Raw genomic sequence first — 14,806 nt, forward strand, 5'->3', positions numbered from 1 at the left:
TAAGTTAAAGCATGAGCGACAAGATTCTCCTCACCCATGCGAACGGCGACACGGCCGAAATCCTGACCTTCGGCGCGGAACTCGCCGCCTGGCGCGCCGGCGGCGTCGATCTGATCTGGGCGAAGGATCCGGAAATCTGGGACCAGACCGCGCCGGTATTGTTCCCCGTGGTCGGCTGGACCCGCGACGGTAGCGTCAGGGTTGACGGTCAGACCTATCCCCTCGCGCTGCATGGCTTCGCGTGGAAGAAGCGCTTCGAGATCGCCGAAAGGCGCGAGGATTATCTCCGCCTCGCCCTCGTCGATGACGCGGAGACCCGCGCGCTTTATCCCTTCGCCTTCCGTTTCGAGGTCGAGTTCCGGCTGCGCGCCGGCGCGCTCGACAATAATCTCATCGTGACGAACACGGGGGACCGGCCGCTGCCCTATGCCTGCGGCCTACATCCGGCCTTCCGCTGGCCGCTGGCCCGATCGGCCGCGGAACACGCCATCGTCTTCGAGAAGGAGGAGCGCGCGGACGTTCCGATCATCGCCCCCGGCGGTCTTTTCTCGACGCTGACGAAAAGAACGCCACTCACCGGCGCCCGGCTTCCGCTCGCGCCGGAAATCTTCGCGCACGACGCAATCTGCTTTCTGGACATCGCCAGCCGCAGCCTCGCCTTCGACAATGGCGCCGGAGCGAGACTGTCCGTGACGCTCGACGACTTCCCACATGTCGGTTTCTGGACGCTGCCGCCCGCCCCCTATCTCTGCATCGAGCCATGGACCGGCCATGGCGATCCCGACGATTTTCATGGGGAACTCTATGAAAAACCATCGATGCGCATCCTCGCCCCCGGCGCCAGCGCGCGGCACGGCGCGACTTTTGCCTTTGAGCAAAACGGCTCTGTCGGCTAGGAACGGAACATTCCCCTCCTGCAGGAAACATTCATGACCATCGCCCCCAGCGTCATCGAGGCCATTGGCCGCACCCCGCTCATCGAATTGCGGGCCGCGTCCAAAGCCACCGGCTGCCGCATCCTCGGCAAGGCGGAGTTCATGAACCCCGGCGGCTCGGTGAAGGACCGCGCGGCTCTCTATATAGTCAAGGACGCCATCGCCCGCGGCGCGCTGAAGCCCGGCGGCGTGATCGTCGAGGGCACGGCGGGAAATACGGGCATTGGCCTCGCGCTGGTCGCGAATGCGCTCGGCTTCCGCACAGTGATCGTGATCCCCGAGACACAGAGCCAGGAGAAGAAGGACATGCTGCGCCTTCAGGGCGCGCAGCTCGTCGAGGTGCCGGCCGTTCCCTACGCCAACCCCAACAATTACGTGAAGATCTCGGGCCGTCTTGCGGAGCGGCTGGCGAAGGAGGAGCCGAACGGCGCGGTCTGGGCCAACCAGTTCGACAACGTCGCCAACCGCGAGGCGCATATACGGACAACCGGACCCGAGATTTACGACGAACTCGGCGGCGAAGTTGACGCCTTCATCTGCGCCTGCGGCACGGGCGGCACGCTCGCGGGAGTCGGCATGGCGCTCAAGGAGCGCAATCCGGACATCCGCATCGGCCTCGCCGATCCGCACGGGGCCGCTCTCTACTCCTACTATACGACCGGCGAACTGAAGGCCGAGGGCTCCTCGATCACCGAGGGCATCGGCCAGGGGCGCATCACCGCCAATCTAGAGGGCGCGCCCATCGACGTCGCCTATCGCATCCCCGACGCCGAGGCGCTCGACATCGTCTTCGCGCTGGCGCAGGACGAGGGCCTGCTGCTCGGCGGCTCGTCGGGAATCAATGTCGCCGGCGCCATGCGCCTCGCCCGCGAACTCGGGCCGGGACACACGATCGTGACGATCCTCTGCGACGGCGGAGCGCGCTACGCGTCCAAACTTTTCAATCCCGAATTTCTGCGCAGCCAGCATCTGCCGACGCCGGGCTGGCTGGAGAAGAAGACGCAGATGGATCCGGGTTTCGTCTGAGGGGGCGGGATGGCCCTCCCGGCGGTCCTAGCTTACGCCTTTTCCGCCATAGAGGCCGCCAGCGCCAAATCCTCCGGACGGTTCACATTGAAGAACGGGTCCACAGGCTCGGCCGGCCAGTCCACCGTCACGTCGGGATAGCGCGCGATGAAGGCCGAGACCTTGCGCTCGCCCTCCTCGATCAGCGCGCGGCGCAGGGGTTCGCGCAGCGCGACCGGCCAGAGCGCCACCGCATGATGCACGCGCCCGCCTGACGCGGCGACGGCGATTTGCGCGCCTGCTCTCCGGCGTTCGGCCGAGAGGCGCGTGACGAGGTCTGCCGGCAGAAAGGGCGTGTCGGCCGGCGCGCTGATGACGTCCGTCGCCTCCGGGTAATGTCCGGCTGCGTAATCCATCCCCGCCAGGACGCCGGCGAGCGGGCCGACGAAACCCTCGACGCTATCGGCCACGACCGGCAGGCCGAAGGCGGCGAAGCGCGCGGGATCGCCATTGGCGTTCAGCGCCAGGCCGGCGCATTGGGGCGCGAGCCGCTCGATGACATGGGCGAGGATCGCCCGCCCCCCGATTTCCGCCAGCGGCTTGTCGCCGCCGCCCATGCGCCGGGCGAGACCTCCAGCGAGAAGAATTCCGACACATTGCGTCATTGCGCCTTCCGAATTTGCATCGTTTGATCACGACCCCATCTAATTGGGGCGACAAGTCGTCGATAGCCCCAATTCTCAATCGGAGCCCAGCATGTTCTCACGCCGCAGCCTGCTTGCCCTTTTCGCTGTTCTCGCCGCGCCGGGAATCGCCGCAGCCGCCGAGCAGGCGTTCGACGCCAAGACCTTCGCCGCCGCGCAGGCGGCCGGCAAATCGATTGTCGTGCATGTCTACGCCCCCTGGTGCCCCACCTGCCGCGCGCAGGAGCCGATCCTTCGCAAGCTCGAAAGCGATCCGAAATTCTCCAATGTCGCCGCCTTCCGTGTCGATTTCGACGGACAGAAGGACGCCGTAAGAGCGCTGAGGGCGACGCAGCAGAGCACGATCATCGTCTTCAAGGGCGTCAAGGAAATCGGCCGCTCGGTCGGCGAGACCGACCCTGGCTCGATCGGCGCCCTCGTCGACAAGGCGCTCTGACCATGGCCGCCGGCGCGCTCGGGCTCGCATTTCTCGCGGGACTTCTCTCGGTTCTCTCGCCCTGCGTGCTGCCGCTGCTACCCCTGGTTCTCGGCGCCGCCGCGGCCGAGCATCGACTTGCGCCGGCGCTTCTGGCCTTTGGCGTCGCTTTGTCCTTCGTCGTCATCGGGCTTTTCGTGGCGACAATCGGCTTCAGCATCGGCCTCGACGGCGACGCCTTTCGTCAGGCCGCGGCGGTTTTGATGATTGCTTTCGGCGCCGTCCTGCTCGCGCCCGCGTTGCAGATCCGTATCGCGGCAGCCGGCGGACCGCTTAGCGACCGCCTCAACAGCGCCTTCGGCGACCGTCCGTCCAACGGGCTGTTCGGACAATTCGGATTGGGGCTGCTGCTGGGCGCCGTCTGGAGTCCCTGCGTTGGCCCCACGCTCGGCGCCGCCTCCGTGCTCGCCGCGCGTGGCGAGGATCTCGGCGCCGTGGCCGCCACAATGGGAGTGTTTGGCGTCGGCGCAGCCCTCCCGCTCCTGGTCCTGGGCATGCTGTCCCGGCAAACGATGGCGCGATGGCGCGACCGTCTGCTCTCCGCCGGCAAGCGCGCGAAACAGGCCCTCGGCGCGCTGCTGCTGGGGTTGGGCGTGATGATCGTCACCGGCGCCGACAAGACTCTCGAAGCCTGGCTCGTCTCCGCCTCGCCCGAATGGCTGACGCAACTGACGACGAGGTTTTAATGCCGCGCCCCGACAGGCTCATAGAATTAAGCAATTCTTAGATTGTTGTTTAGACGTTATTAACGACAACTAGCGCCGCCGCGCGCTAATAATACTTTTTGGACGATCTTTTATATGGCCAAGACCAAGTTATTATTCGCGAAAAACCCGCATCCAGAAATTTCTCCTAAAAAACGGTATATTTTTAATTGCTTATGAGACAAGCGCGTTTAGGTAAATCTTAAACGGCTCGCGTCTATATCTTTCGGCACAGTGTGGTCGTACGAGTATGCGAGTAAGCAATATGACCGAGACGCATCGTCCGCGTGTCAAATATGTCATCGGCCCTGACGGCAGCCCGCTCACAATAGCGGACCTTCCCCCGCCTTCGACCAAGCGATGGGTCATCCGCCGCAAGGCGGAAGTCGTCGCCGCAGTGCGCGGCGGGCTCCTTTCGCTCGATGAAGCCTGTAGCCGTTATACGCTGACGGTTGACGAGTTCCTGAGCTGGCAGATGTCGATCGACCAGCACGGTCTCGCGGGCTTGCGCACCACTCGCCTTCAACAATATCGCATGTGACGGGACGCTCTCGCTGCGCCCTTCAGGAAACGGCCGGCCTTTGCGCCGGCCTTTTCATTTTGGCGCTTCCCGTGTTTCGCCGCGCAGTCGGTCAATAAGCTTCTTGCGCTCGAAAAGGGCGACGACAACCAGCGCCGCGAGCAGCGGGATAATGAGGTAGAAGAGACGCCAGACGAGCAACGCCGCCAGAACCTGCAGGCGCGGGACATCCGGCATCAGATTGATGAAGAGAAGCTCGAAAATGCCGAGGCCGCCCGGCGCATGCGACACCAGCGCTGCGGAGAAGGAAAGCAAGAAGGCTCCGAGCACGACGATGTAGCCGGGGTTCCCCTGCTCCGGCAGCGCGAAATAAATGATGCCGGCGGCGCCGATCAGCTCGGCGGGAGCCGCGAAAAGCTGGCGGACCATGATGTCCGGGCGCGGATACATGATGGTGAAGCTTCCGAAGCGGAACGGCTTCATATGCATCAGCGAGCCGGCGACGTAGAGCGCGACGAAGCCGAGGCAAATCAGGCCCACGGTGCGCGCTGTATGCGGGTGCGTGAAAATATCCGGCAGAAAACCGGACAGGCGCTGCAACATCGCGGGATCATAGGTGAGCAGCAGGCCGCCGAGCAGAATATTGCCGAAAGCGAAAGTATAGGAGCACAGCACAACCAGCGCCGCCACCTGCGTGGCGGTGAGCCCCTTGGAGGAATAGGCGCGGTAACGCACCATGGCGCCCGAAAAGACGCTCGCGCCGATGTTGTGCGAAAGCGCGTAGGTGGTGAAGGAGCACATCGAGATGAAAATCCACGATATGTGCTTCACGCCAAGATGCAGCAGCGCAATCCGGTCGTACCAGGCGAGCGCGGCGTAAGCCAGCAGCGTCGAGAGGGCGGCGAGCAGATAGTCGCTGAGGGGAATCGCCTTGAGATTGGCCCAGACCTCCGTCCCGACCGATTCGCCCTGGAACTCGTGGTAGAGAAGGTAGAAGGAGCCTACAACCGCGGCCAGGCCGACGATCGGCCAGAAATATTCAGCCAGTTTTCTCATGCGGCCCGTCGCGCTAGATTCGTCGATCTTCGAATGAGGCCGCAGAAGGCCCGCGACTACCTTGCACGTAGGCAGGCGGCGGGCAAGTGCCACCCCCCCATTCGCCGCCGCCGCCCGCGCTCGAAGCACATGAGGACGCCAGATGTCGCTGATTTCACGGATTAAAGGCCTGATCCTTACACCGCGGAAAGAGTGGGACGAAATCGACGCTGAAGACCGCTCGATCGTCGACCTCTATCGCAACTACATCGCGATTCTCGCCGCGTTTCCGCCTTTTGCGAGCTTCCTCGGCGCATGGCTGTTCGGTTCGCACGGGCTGCATCCGACCTTCGCGGCCGGCCTGTTTCGCGCGGTCATCCAATATGCGTTGAGCCTGCCGGCCCTGTTTCTGGTGGCCTTCGTGATTTCGATGGCCGCACCCCATTTCGACGGCAAGAGCGACGACAAGCGCGCGCTGGCGCTTGCCGCCTATTCCTACACGCCCGCCTGGCTGGCCTCGCTTTTCGGCCTCGTTCCGGGGCTGCGATGGCTCGATGTGCTGGGCTTCTACGGGATTTACGTGTTCTCGCTGGGTCTCTCGCGCATGATGCGGGTGCCGAAGGAGAATCTGGACGTCTTCACGCTGGTCGCCCTGGTCGTCACGGTGGCGACGGGGGCGTTGCACGCCTGGATCGTCCACGCCATCGCGCCGGCGCAGATGATCTAGGGCTTCTCCCACCGCGCGGCGGCCGCGTCGTCCTCGGTCCTGGCCTCGACCCAGCCGCCGTCGGCGCCATCCACCCGGCGCTCCTTCTTCCAGAAGGGCGCGCGGGTCTTGAGATAGTCCATCATGAACTCCGCAGCCGCGAAGGCCTCGGAGCGATGGCGGCCGGCCGAAACGACCAGCACGATCCGTTCTCCGGGTCGGATGACGCCGTAACGGTGGATGACCGTCAGCCCGGCCAGCGGCCAGCGCGACAGCGCCTCGTTGGCGACGCGGCCGATTTCTTCCTCCGCCATGCCCGGATAATGCTCAAGCTCCAGCGCCGTGAGCGAACCGTTCTCGTCGCGGCACAGACCCGTGAAGGCGACGACCGCGCCGATATCGCGGCGCCCTTCCGTCAGCAGGCCTTCCTCGCGTGCAACGTCGAAGTCTTCCCGCTGCACGCGCACCGTGGGCGCAACCATTTCAGCCGCCCGTCATCGGGGGGAAAAAAGCTACTTCGCGCGCGGCGCCGATCGGCGAGTCGGGCGCGGCATGGGCCTTGTCGATTGCGGCGCGGACAGTCTTGGGATTGGCGAAGGCGAGAGCATAGCCCTCGCCCCGGGCGGCGAGCCACTCCACGAGCTGGCGCACGGTCTTGACGTCCTGCGGCGGAGAGATTTCCTCCTCCGCCAGACCGATCCGCTCGCGAACCCATGCGAAATAGACAGCCTTCATGACGCGTCGTCGTCCCCGAAATGCGTGAACGCTGACTGGAGATAGTCGAAGCCCGTATAGAGCGTCAGCACGGCGGCGATCCAGAGCAGCGCCGAGCCGATCTTTATCGTCCCGGGCAGAACCGCCTCCCCGGCCGGCCCGGCGATGAAGAAACCGAGCGCGATGAGTTGCGCCACTGTCTTCCATTTGGCGATCGCCGACACCGGCAGGCGAACTTTCAGCTCGGCCAGATATTCACGCAGGCCGGAGACGAGGATCTCCCGGCAAAGGATGATGATCGCGGCCCAGATCGTCCAGCCGGCGAGCGTCTGGTCCGCGACCACGGCCAGAAGCGTCGCCGCGACGAGAAGCTTGTCGGCGATAGGGTCGAGCATCCGGCCGATCGGCGACTGCTGCTGCCAGGCGCGCGCGAGATAGCCGTCGAAAAAGTCTGTGACCGCGGCGGCGGTATAGACGCCCAGCGCCGCCCACCGCGCCCAATGGTCGGTGGAAGATAACAAAAGGCCGGCCACGACCGGCACGGCGAGACACCGCCCGTAGGTCAGAAGGTTCGGAAGCGCCAGCGCCTGAGAACGTCGCTTCGTGGTGACGGCCGTTTCGCTCATGACAGCTAGGGAATATGTCGCCGGCCCCCATTGTCAATAGAGAGGGCGCAAGTCGCCGGGAACTCTCGCCTCATGCAACGCCTCCGAGTGCGCCGCACAACGCCTTACTCCTTGTCGAGCGAGAATTTTCCCGGTCCCGCGACCGCGAAAAACAGAAAGACGAAGCAGTAGAGCGCCGCCAGTTCGCCCTTGTTGAGAATCGGCCAGAACTGCTCCCCGCCATGAAACATGAAATAGGCGACGGCCATTTCGCCTGAAAGGACGAAGGCCACGGGGCGCGTGAAGAGGCCGACGAGCATCAGCAGGCCGCCGAATAGCTCCAGCAGGCCGCCGACGCCGAGTAGCGACATGAGCTTCAGCCCGTCGAACATCGCGACATGGGGATAACCGAAGATTTTCGCCGTTCCGTGCTGCAAAAACAGCAGCGCCGTCGCAATACGGAGAACGCCCTGCACATGCGGCAGAAAGCGCTCGGGGATGATTCGCAACGTCACGATCGGCCTCCGTCAGATGATCCGGGCGATTTCCTCGAACGCAAAGCGCGGGCCGCGCGGGTAGAGCTTCGCTGGATCGCCGTAGCCGATGTTGATCAGGAAATTCGACTTTATGCGCGTTCCCGCGAAAAATTCCGCATCGACTTTCTCTTTGTCGAAACCGCTCATCGGCCCGGCGTCGAGCCCGACCGCGCGCAGGGCGAGCAGAAAATAGCCCGCCTGAAGCGTGCCGTTGCGGAAGGCCGTCTCCTGAATCAGCGGCTCATTGCCCGCGAACCAGGCGCGCGCGTCGGTCGCCGGATAGAGATGCGGCAGATGTTCGGCGAAATCGAGATCATAGGCCATGATCGCCGTGGCCGGCGCCGCCACGGTCTTTGCGAGATTATTCGGAGACATCGCCGGCGTAAGCCGCGCTTTCGCCTCCTTCGAGCGAATGAAAACGATGCGCATGGGCGAGCAATTGGCGCTCGTCGGCCCCCATTTGGCGTAATCGACTGCGTGTTCCAGCAGCGCGTCGGGAACTTCCCTGTCCTGCCAGCCATTGTGCGTGCGCGCGGCGGTGAAAAGCTGCTCCATCGCCTCGGGCGGCAGCGGTTTACGTTCCATCATCGGCGGGCCCTGGGGTGGTGGGTGAGTCGGCTCTATCGCTGAAATAAGCGACCCGCGCCGGATCGGAAAGCTCCCGACGAAGTCTCACAGATATTCGGCCGTGCCTGTGCGAATCAGTCGACACGTCCGCCCGGACTTAAAATCGCGCCACCCGCCGTCGATGGCCTCACCTTCTGGCGGTGGCGCCGAGATATCGCCGCCGGTGGCGAGAGCCGGCGCTCACCTCGGGTGAAATTCGGGAATGTTGACGATATTGAACCCGACTGCAATCCCGATGACCAGCAAAAACAGCAGGATCGCTCCATATCCGATCACGGTGAAAACTGACGCGTTATAGATTATGTCCACAAGCTTCATACCGAAAGCTGCGACCTTGTCTTTTACGTCATCCAATGCATGTCCCGACATGACATTACCTCGTTTTCTGGCGCGCATGGCGCTGCGTTGAGGTCCATTCGTCTGCGATCAACTCGTTGCTCATTCATTCTGGCCCGGCCCCGGCGCCTCAAGCGCCTTCATCCTGCCCGCGACCGCCGGAGGAGCGCAAAACCAGAACCCACTACTTGCAATTGCTTTGCATGATTTGCGCCACCGCCGCTTTTCACGGAGAAGCACTACCGCCTTGCGACCGGACCTACCGTTTACGTCAGATGTCGCGCCCCTCGACCTCGATTTTGAGGCGCTCCTCGACCTTATGTAGGGCGTCGTTGCGCGGAGAGATGGCCAGCGCCTTGCGATAGGCGTCGAGCGCGCGTTTTTTGTCGCCTGTTTTTTCGGCAAGGGCGCCGAGCGCCTGCAAAGCGTCGAACCGCCTCGGCTCGAGACGCGCGGCGGTTTCCAGATCGGCGATAGCGCCCGCCTCGTCCCCTTGCGCCGAGAGAACCCGGGCGCGGCGCACGAAGCCCTCGGGCCAGTCCGGCGACAAGGCGACCACGTAATCCAGCAGCGCCTTGGCGAGCGGCGGCGCGCCGGCCGCTTCCGCCGCCGCAGCGCGCGCGGCGAGCAAATCGATCGTGTCCGAGCCGGAACGCCCCCACCGCCGCAGGATCGCCGCGGCGGCGGATTGCGCTTCGCGGTCGTCCTCGGCCTCTGCGAGGCGCGAGAACAGCTTGTTCATCTCCTCGGCCTGCCGCTGCTCGGGGCTTTTCGGCGGCTCCGGCCGGGGCGCCGCGCTCCTTGGACCATAATCCCGAGGTCCGAGACCTGGCGGAGCGCCTAACGGCGGATTGCCCGGACCGAATCCCCTCGCCCCCGGCGGCAGCGGAATTTTGCCGATGCCGGGGATGACAATGAAATTGCCGCCGCCCTCGCCGCCATATGGCTCGAGAGCGGGATGCTCATCCTCCTGCGCGCTTGCGCCCGCCGCGACGAGCGCGAGCGCCATGGGGAATGCAAACAAGGAGGCGCGGCTAAACTTTCGCATCGCCTAACTCTATAGCAAAATCTGACGAAGCGCCAATGGCGCCGCCTTATCGGGCATGTAATCGCACCACTGGCGGATCAACTATTTGCACCACAGGCGAGTTAACTATTTGTAAGCCAAAATTCGCAGCAAATTTTACCAAATTCATTTTCAGTTCAGGCAAGGAGCACCATTTCTTTCCTTGATGTTCACGATTGCCTGAAACAATCGGAATTATCACATGACGCAGATTTTGCGGCCCGCGCGCAATCCGCCCGCGGAGCTTGTGGAGTTGGACTGATGATCGAGACCCTTCGCCGTCTTCTGGCAGAAAACGGTCGGTTGCATACCCCTGTCGAGTCGCTCTCCGACAGTGCGGACCTTTACCAGGCGGGCTTGACCCCATTCGCGGCGATCCGCACCATGCTGGCGATCGAAGAGGCCTTCGACGTGGAGTTCCCGGTGGCCATGCTGCGCCGGCAGTCCTTTTCCTCGATCAACGCGATCGTCGAATGTCTGAACGAATTGAAGCCGGCGGATCAGTCGCGCCGCGCAGCCTGACCCTCGGAGATGAGCGCCGCGACATCAGCGTGGCGCCAGACAATCCTGCCAGCCCGAAAGTGTCCGGTCCTCGTCATGGACCGCGCTTTCGGGCTTGTCATTTTGCGACGGCGGCGTCGAAACAGGCTGGCTCTGGCGCCTTCGATCCGCCCGGTAAATCCCCGGCAATGTAACGCCCTGCCCCGAAGCCTCGGGCGCCGGGGCCGGCCCGGGATATGGCGAAGGAACGGACGTCCGGTCCGCTTGCCGCCATTCGTCGAATCCGTTCACATCGGCCGAGTTCCGGTTGCCGGGCGGCGCGTGCTGCGATAGTTCGTCTGGGCAGGACGGCGGGTCTCGAGGCCCGCGAGCGCCGACGCGAGCCTGAAGGCCGCAGTCCGCAAAAAGAAAGACATCGCCATGCCTCCCTATCGCTCCCGCACCACCACCCACGGCCGCAACATGGCGGGCGCGCGCGGCCTCTGGCGCGCCACGGGCATGAAGGACGAGGATTTCGGCAAGCCGATCATCGCCGTCGCGAACTCCTTCACGCAATTCGTTCCCGGCCATGTGCATCTGAAGGATCTCGGCCAGCTCGTCGCGCGCGAGATCGAGAAGGCGGGCGGCGTCGCCAAGGAATTCGACACGATCGCCATCGACGACGGCATCGCCATGGGCCACGACGGGATGCTCTACTCCCTGCCCTCGCGCGACCTGATTGCGGACAGCGTCGAATATATGGTCAACGCCCATTGCGCCGACGCGCTCGTGTGCATTTCCAACTGCGACAAGATCACCCCCGGCATGCTGATGGCGTCGCTACGCCTCAACATCCCGACGGTCTTCGTCTCCGGCGGCCCGATGGAGGCCGGAAAGGTCGTGCTCGGCGGCAAGGAGCACGCGCTCGATCTCGTCGACGCCATGGTCGCGGCCGGCGACGACAAGGTCTCCGACGCCGATGTGGCGACGATCGAGCGCTCGGCCTGCCCCACCTGCGGCTCGTGCTCCGGCATGTTCACGGCGAACAGCATGAATTGCCTCACCGAGGCGCTCGGCCTCTCGCTGCCCGGCAACGGCACCACGCTGGCGACCCACGCCGACCGCAAGCGGCTCTTCGTCGAGGCCGGCCACCTCATCGTCGATCTCGCGCGCCGCTACTACGAGCAGAACGACGAGAGCGTGCTGCCGCGTTCCATTGCGAGTTTCAAGGCGTTCGAGAACGCCATGATGCTCGACATCGCCATGGGCGGCTCGACCAACACCGTCCTGCATCTTTTGGCGGCGGCGCATGAGGCCGAGGTGAATTTCACCATGGCGGACATCGACCGCCTGTCGCGCCGCGTGCCGGTGCTGTGCAAGGTCGCGCCCTCCGTTCCCGACGTGCACCTCGAAGACGTGCATCGCGCCGGCGGCATCATCGCCATTCTGGGTGAATTGATGCGCGCAGGCCTCCTGCATGGCGACCTGCCGACGGTTCACAGCACCTCGGTGAAGGACGCCGTCGCGCGCTGGGACGTGACGCGAACGACGAGCGAAACGGCCAGAACCTTCTTCCGCGCCGCGCCCGGCGGCGTGCCGACGCAGGTCGCCTTCAGTCAGGAACGCCGTTTCGACGCGCTCGACACGGATCGCGAAAAGGGCGCGATCCGCGACGCGGCGCACGCCTTCTCCAAGGATGGCGGCCTTGCGGTGCTCACCGGCAATCTGGCGGCGGACGGCTGCATCGTGAAGACGGCCGGCGTCGATGAATCAATCCTGAAATTCGCCGGCCCGGCCCGCGTCTATGAAAGTCAGGACGCTGCGGTTTCCGCCATTCTTACGGGCGACGTAAAGGCTGGCGACGTGGTGGTGATCCGCTACGAGGGGCCGCGCGGCGGGCCCGGCATGCAGGAAATGCTTTATCCGACGAGCTATCTGAAATCGAAGGGCCTCGGCAAAGCCTGCGCGCTCATCACCGACGGCCGTTTTTCGGGCGGCACTTCGGGACTGTCGATCGGCCATGTTTCGCCCGAGGCGGCGGAAGGCGGAACCATCGCGCTCGTGCAGGACGGCGACCGTATCGAAATAGACATTCCGGAACGCAGAATTACGCTTGCCGTAAGCGATACGGAGCTCGCCGCGCGCCGCGCCGCACAGGCGGCCAAAGGCTTCCAGCCGGCCAAGCCCCGCCAGCGCAAGGTCTCCAAGGCGCTGCGCGCCTATGCGGCAATGACGACAAGCGCGTCTCGGGGCGCGGTGCGCGAACTGCCGTAATCGCGGACCAATCTCCGCCAGTCACGCAAGTCCGCCGGGGCGATTGCATCCCCCGGCGGGACAGACGCCTTCCATATTCGGGACCGCCACCCACCCACGCCACGGCGCCGCCACATCGGTGATTTAGAACTAGCGTTAACGCATTGATGACGCATAGACTGCGCCGAAATCGCTTTTTTTGGACTGGTTTGCTTGTGGCGGCGCTGAAAAAGTTTCTTTCCCTCGAGATGGTCAGCCTGATCATGGCCTTCGCCATTCTGGCGATGGCGGGGCTCGTCACCATCCGCACCGACGAATACCGGCGCAATGCAGGCGCATTGGTACGCCATACGCTGTTCGTCGAGAGCGCCCTGCAGCGCCTCTATGCGACGATCCTTCGCGAGGAAAGCGACGAGCGCGGCTACCTGCTGACGCGGGACGAGAAATTCATCAACGCCAATGGAGACATTTCACGAGTCGCCGAGCAGGAACTTACCGGCCTCGCCCACCTCGTTTCGGACAATCCCGAGCAGGTCAGACGAGTCGATCAGATACGGCCGATCCTCGAGGACCGTCTGGGGCTTCTGAAAAGAAAGCTCGACCTGATGAAGGCCGGCCGATTCGACGAAGCGGCGGAAATCGTGCGAAGCGGGCGAGGCAAGGCGCTGATGGATCAGATCGACGGCCTGATCGCAGCCATGATCAAGCATGAGGAAACCCGCTATCGGGAGCGAGACGACGCTCTGAAGCGGGCGAATGACACACTGCAGAACGCAATCGTGTTCATGACCTTCGGCGTCGCGGCCGTTGCGGGATTCGCGATCTTTCTCACGCACAAGCAGATGAACGCCCTCCGCACATCGAGCGAGTCCCTGAAGTCCGCCTACAACAGGCTGCTCGAGGAATCGACGCGCCGGGAGACGCTCGAAGCGCAATTGCGCCAGTCTCAGAAACTGGAGGCGCTGGGCCAACTTACGGGCGGCATCGCGCACGACTTCAACAATATGCTCGCCGTGATCGTGGCGAGCCTGAATATTCTCCGCCGGAAGCTCGATCGCAAGGAGGATGGCGGCGAGCAGATGATCGATTCCGCGCTGCAGAGCGCCGACAGCGCGGCCGGTCTCGTGCGGCGCCTGCTGGCGTTTTCCCGCATCCAGCCACTCGCGCCTACGCCGCTCGACGCCAACAAATTCGTCTCGGACATGTCGAAAATGTTGAAGCGTACGCTCGGCGAGAACATCAGGCTCGAAACCGTCCTCGCCGACGGATTATGGTCGACCCGTATCGACGCCAATGAACTGGAAAGCGCGCTGCTCAATCTCGCGGTGAACGCGCGCGACGCCATGCCGAACGGCGGAACGCTCACCATCGAGACCGCCAACCGCACCCTCGACGACGCCTACGCCGCCGAGAATGTTGACGTGAAAACCGGCGATTATGTGCTCGTGTCCGTGACCGACACTGGCGAAGGCATGTCGCCGGAGATCGTTTCGAAAGTCTTCGACCCTTTCTTCACGACCAAGCCCCCTGGCAAGGGCACAGGGCTCGGCCTTTCGCAGGTGCATGGATTCGTGAAGCAGTCCGGCGGGCACATCAAGATCGTGTCCGAGCCCGAACGGGGCACGACGATCAAGCTCTATTTCCCGCGCCATCTTGGCGACGCCGCAGCGGAGAGGCCTTCCGCGATCCCGGCGCAGGTCAATGGCGACCCGATCGACTTCCTCCTCGGTCAGCCGTCGGAAGTCATCCTCGTCGTCGAGGACGACGAGACTGCGCGGCGCGTCACCGTCGAGGGCATGCGCGAACTCGGCTATACGGCAATAGAAGCAGGCAGCGGCCAGGCGGCTCTGGACATTCTCGAGACGCGGCCGGATGTGACGCTGATGATCACCGACGTCACCATGTCGGGGATGGATGGCGTCGCTCTCGCAAAGGAAGCGCTCAAGCGCCGACCGAAACTTCGCGTTCTCCACATATCCGGCTACATGCCCAACACACTCGGGAATGACGGTCTGCTGAACAAGGACATCAATCTGTTGTCCAAGCCATTCACGCTGGAGCAGATCGCGCGCAGGATTCGCGAGACGATCGACGCGGTCTGACGG

Annotated in this window: 18 protein-coding genes; 9 read left to right on the forward strand and 9 right to left on the reverse strand. The window is 63.9% G+C overall.

The features are described 5' to 3' along the window. Window positions 1-11: 11 nt before the first annotated feature. The gene (locus tag LG047_RS01775; protein WP_227964922.1) at window positions 12-896 is read left to right on the forward strand and encodes an aldose 1-epimerase family protein; all 885 of its coding nucleotides are present in this window, start codon (window positions 12-14) and stop codon (window positions 894-896) included. 33 nt (window positions 897-929) lie between these two features. Next, window positions 930-1,961, forward strand: a complete 1,032-nt coding sequence (locus tag LG047_RS01780) for a cysteine synthase A (protein ID WP_227964924.1) — start codon at window positions 930-932, stop codon at window positions 1,959-1,961. A gap of 32 nt (window positions 1,962-1,993) precedes the next feature. On the opposite strand, the gene mobA is transcribed toward LG047_RS01780, so the two are convergent. Further along, complete coding sequence (gene mobA / locus LG047_RS01785) at window positions 1,994-2,605, reverse strand: molybdenum cofactor guanylyltransferase MobA (protein WP_227964926.1); 612 nt, start codon at window positions 2,603-2,605, stop codon at window positions 1,994-1,996. Between the two features lie 91 nt (window positions 2,606-2,696). Here mobA and LG047_RS01790 point away from each other — a divergent pair, with 91 nt between their 5' ends. The 3 genes from LG047_RS01790 (at window position 2,697) to LG047_RS01800 (ending at window position 4,364) form a co-directional block, all read left to right on the forward strand. Further along, window positions 2,697-3,080: a thioredoxin family protein gene (locus LG047_RS01790; protein WP_227964927.1), complete on the forward strand. Its 384-nt coding sequence runs from the start codon at window positions 2,697-2,699 to the stop codon at window positions 3,078-3,080. Window positions 3,081-3,082: 2 nt separating this feature from the next. Next, entirely contained in the window at window positions 3,083-3,805 is a 723-nt protein-coding gene (locus LG047_RS01795) for a cytochrome c biogenesis CcdA family protein (RefSeq protein WP_227964945.1), read from the forward strand. A gap of 283 nt (window positions 3,806-4,088) precedes the next feature. Next, complete coding sequence (locus tag LG047_RS01800; RefSeq protein WP_036281596.1) at window positions 4,089-4,364, forward strand: DUF1153 domain-containing protein; 276 nt, start codon at window positions 4,089-4,091, stop codon at window positions 4,362-4,364. Window positions 4,365-4,418: 54 nt separating this feature from the next. On the opposite strand, the gene LG047_RS01805 is transcribed toward LG047_RS01800, so the two are convergent. Further along, entirely contained in the window at window positions 4,419-5,399 is a 981-nt protein-coding gene (locus LG047_RS01805) for a YbhN family protein (RefSeq protein ID WP_036281600.1), read from the reverse strand. Between the two features lie 142 nt (window positions 5,400-5,541). Between LG047_RS01805 and LG047_RS01810 the strand changes: the two genes are divergently transcribed. Then, window positions 5,542-6,105: a Yip1 family protein gene (locus tag LG047_RS01810; RefSeq protein ID WP_227964946.1), complete on the forward strand. Its 564-nt coding sequence runs from the start codon at window positions 5,542-5,544 to the stop codon at window positions 6,103-6,105. Here the strand turns inward: LG047_RS01810 and LG047_RS01815 are convergent. From LG047_RS01815 to LG047_RS01845, 7 genes are all read right to left on the reverse strand, one after another. Then, on the reverse strand, window positions 6,102-6,566 hold the full coding sequence (locus tag LG047_RS01815) for a molybdenum cofactor biosynthesis protein MoaE (protein WP_036281603.1): 465 nt from the start codon (window positions 6,564-6,566) through the stop codon (window positions 6,102-6,104). The two genes, LG047_RS01810 and LG047_RS01815, sit on opposite strands and share 4 nt — an antisense overlap. Window position 6,567: 1 nt before the next feature. After that, entirely contained in the window at window positions 6,568-6,819 is a 252-nt protein-coding gene (moaD, locus tag LG047_RS01820) for a molybdopterin converting factor subunit 1 (protein ID WP_036281606.1), read from the reverse strand. Then, window positions 6,816-7,424 carry a CDP-diacylglycerol--glycerol-3-phosphate 3-phosphatidyltransferase gene (gene pgsA / locus LG047_RS01825; protein ID WP_036281608.1) on the reverse strand — a complete coding sequence of 203 codons (609 nt, stop codon included), beginning with the start codon at window positions 7,422-7,424 and terminating at the stop codon, window positions 6,816-6,818. The genes moaD and pgsA overlap by 4 nt, the downstream gene beginning before the upstream one ends. Before the next feature lie 104 nt (window positions 7,425-7,528). Further along, window positions 7,529-7,918, reverse strand: a complete 390-nt coding sequence (locus LG047_RS01830) for a DoxX family protein (RefSeq protein ID WP_227964948.1) — start codon at window positions 7,916-7,918, stop codon at window positions 7,529-7,531. Between the two features lie 12 nt (window positions 7,919-7,930). Next, the gene (locus LG047_RS01835) at window positions 7,931-8,527 is read right to left on the reverse strand and encodes a malonic semialdehyde reductase (protein WP_227964950.1); all 597 of its coding nucleotides are present in this window, start codon (window positions 8,525-8,527) and stop codon (window positions 7,931-7,933) included. 219 nt (window positions 8,528-8,746) lie between these two features. After that, window positions 8,747-8,935: a hypothetical protein gene (locus tag LG047_RS01840; protein WP_227964953.1), complete on the reverse strand. Its 189-nt coding sequence runs from the start codon at window positions 8,933-8,935 to the stop codon at window positions 8,747-8,749. A gap of 238 nt (window positions 8,936-9,173) precedes the next feature. Further along, on the reverse strand, window positions 9,174-9,950 hold the full coding sequence (locus LG047_RS01845; protein WP_227964955.1) for a tetratricopeptide repeat protein: 777 nt from the start codon (window positions 9,948-9,950) through the stop codon (window positions 9,174-9,176). 279 nt (window positions 9,951-10,229) lie between these two features. On the opposite strand from LG047_RS01845, the gene LG047_RS01850 reads away from it, so the two are divergent. The 3 genes from LG047_RS01850 (at window position 10,230) to LG047_RS01860 (ending at window position 14,803) form a co-directional block, all read left to right on the forward strand. Further along, window positions 10,230-10,490 (forward strand): acyl carrier protein, encoded by a 261-nt coding sequence (locus LG047_RS01850; RefSeq protein ID WP_036281617.1) that lies wholly within the window; start codon window positions 10,230-10,232, stop codon window positions 10,488-10,490. Between the two features lie 399 nt (window positions 10,491-10,889). Then, window positions 10,890-12,722, forward strand: a complete 1,833-nt coding sequence (gene ilvD, locus LG047_RS01855; protein ID WP_227964957.1) for a dihydroxy-acid dehydratase — start codon at window positions 10,890-10,892, stop codon at window positions 12,720-12,722. A gap of 194 nt (window positions 12,723-12,916) precedes the next feature. Beyond that, a complete protein-coding gene (locus tag LG047_RS01860) occupies window positions 12,917-14,803 on the forward strand; it encodes a CHASE3 domain-containing protein (protein ID WP_227964960.1) in 1,887 nt (628 codons plus the stop codon). Window positions 14,804-14,806: the final 3 nt, after the last annotated feature.

Origin of the sequence: Methylocystis sp. WRRC1, from assembly GCF_020733155.1 — a bacterium.
Classification (GTDB): Bacteria; Pseudomonadota; Alphaproteobacteria; order Rhizobiales; family Beijerinckiaceae; genus Methylocystis.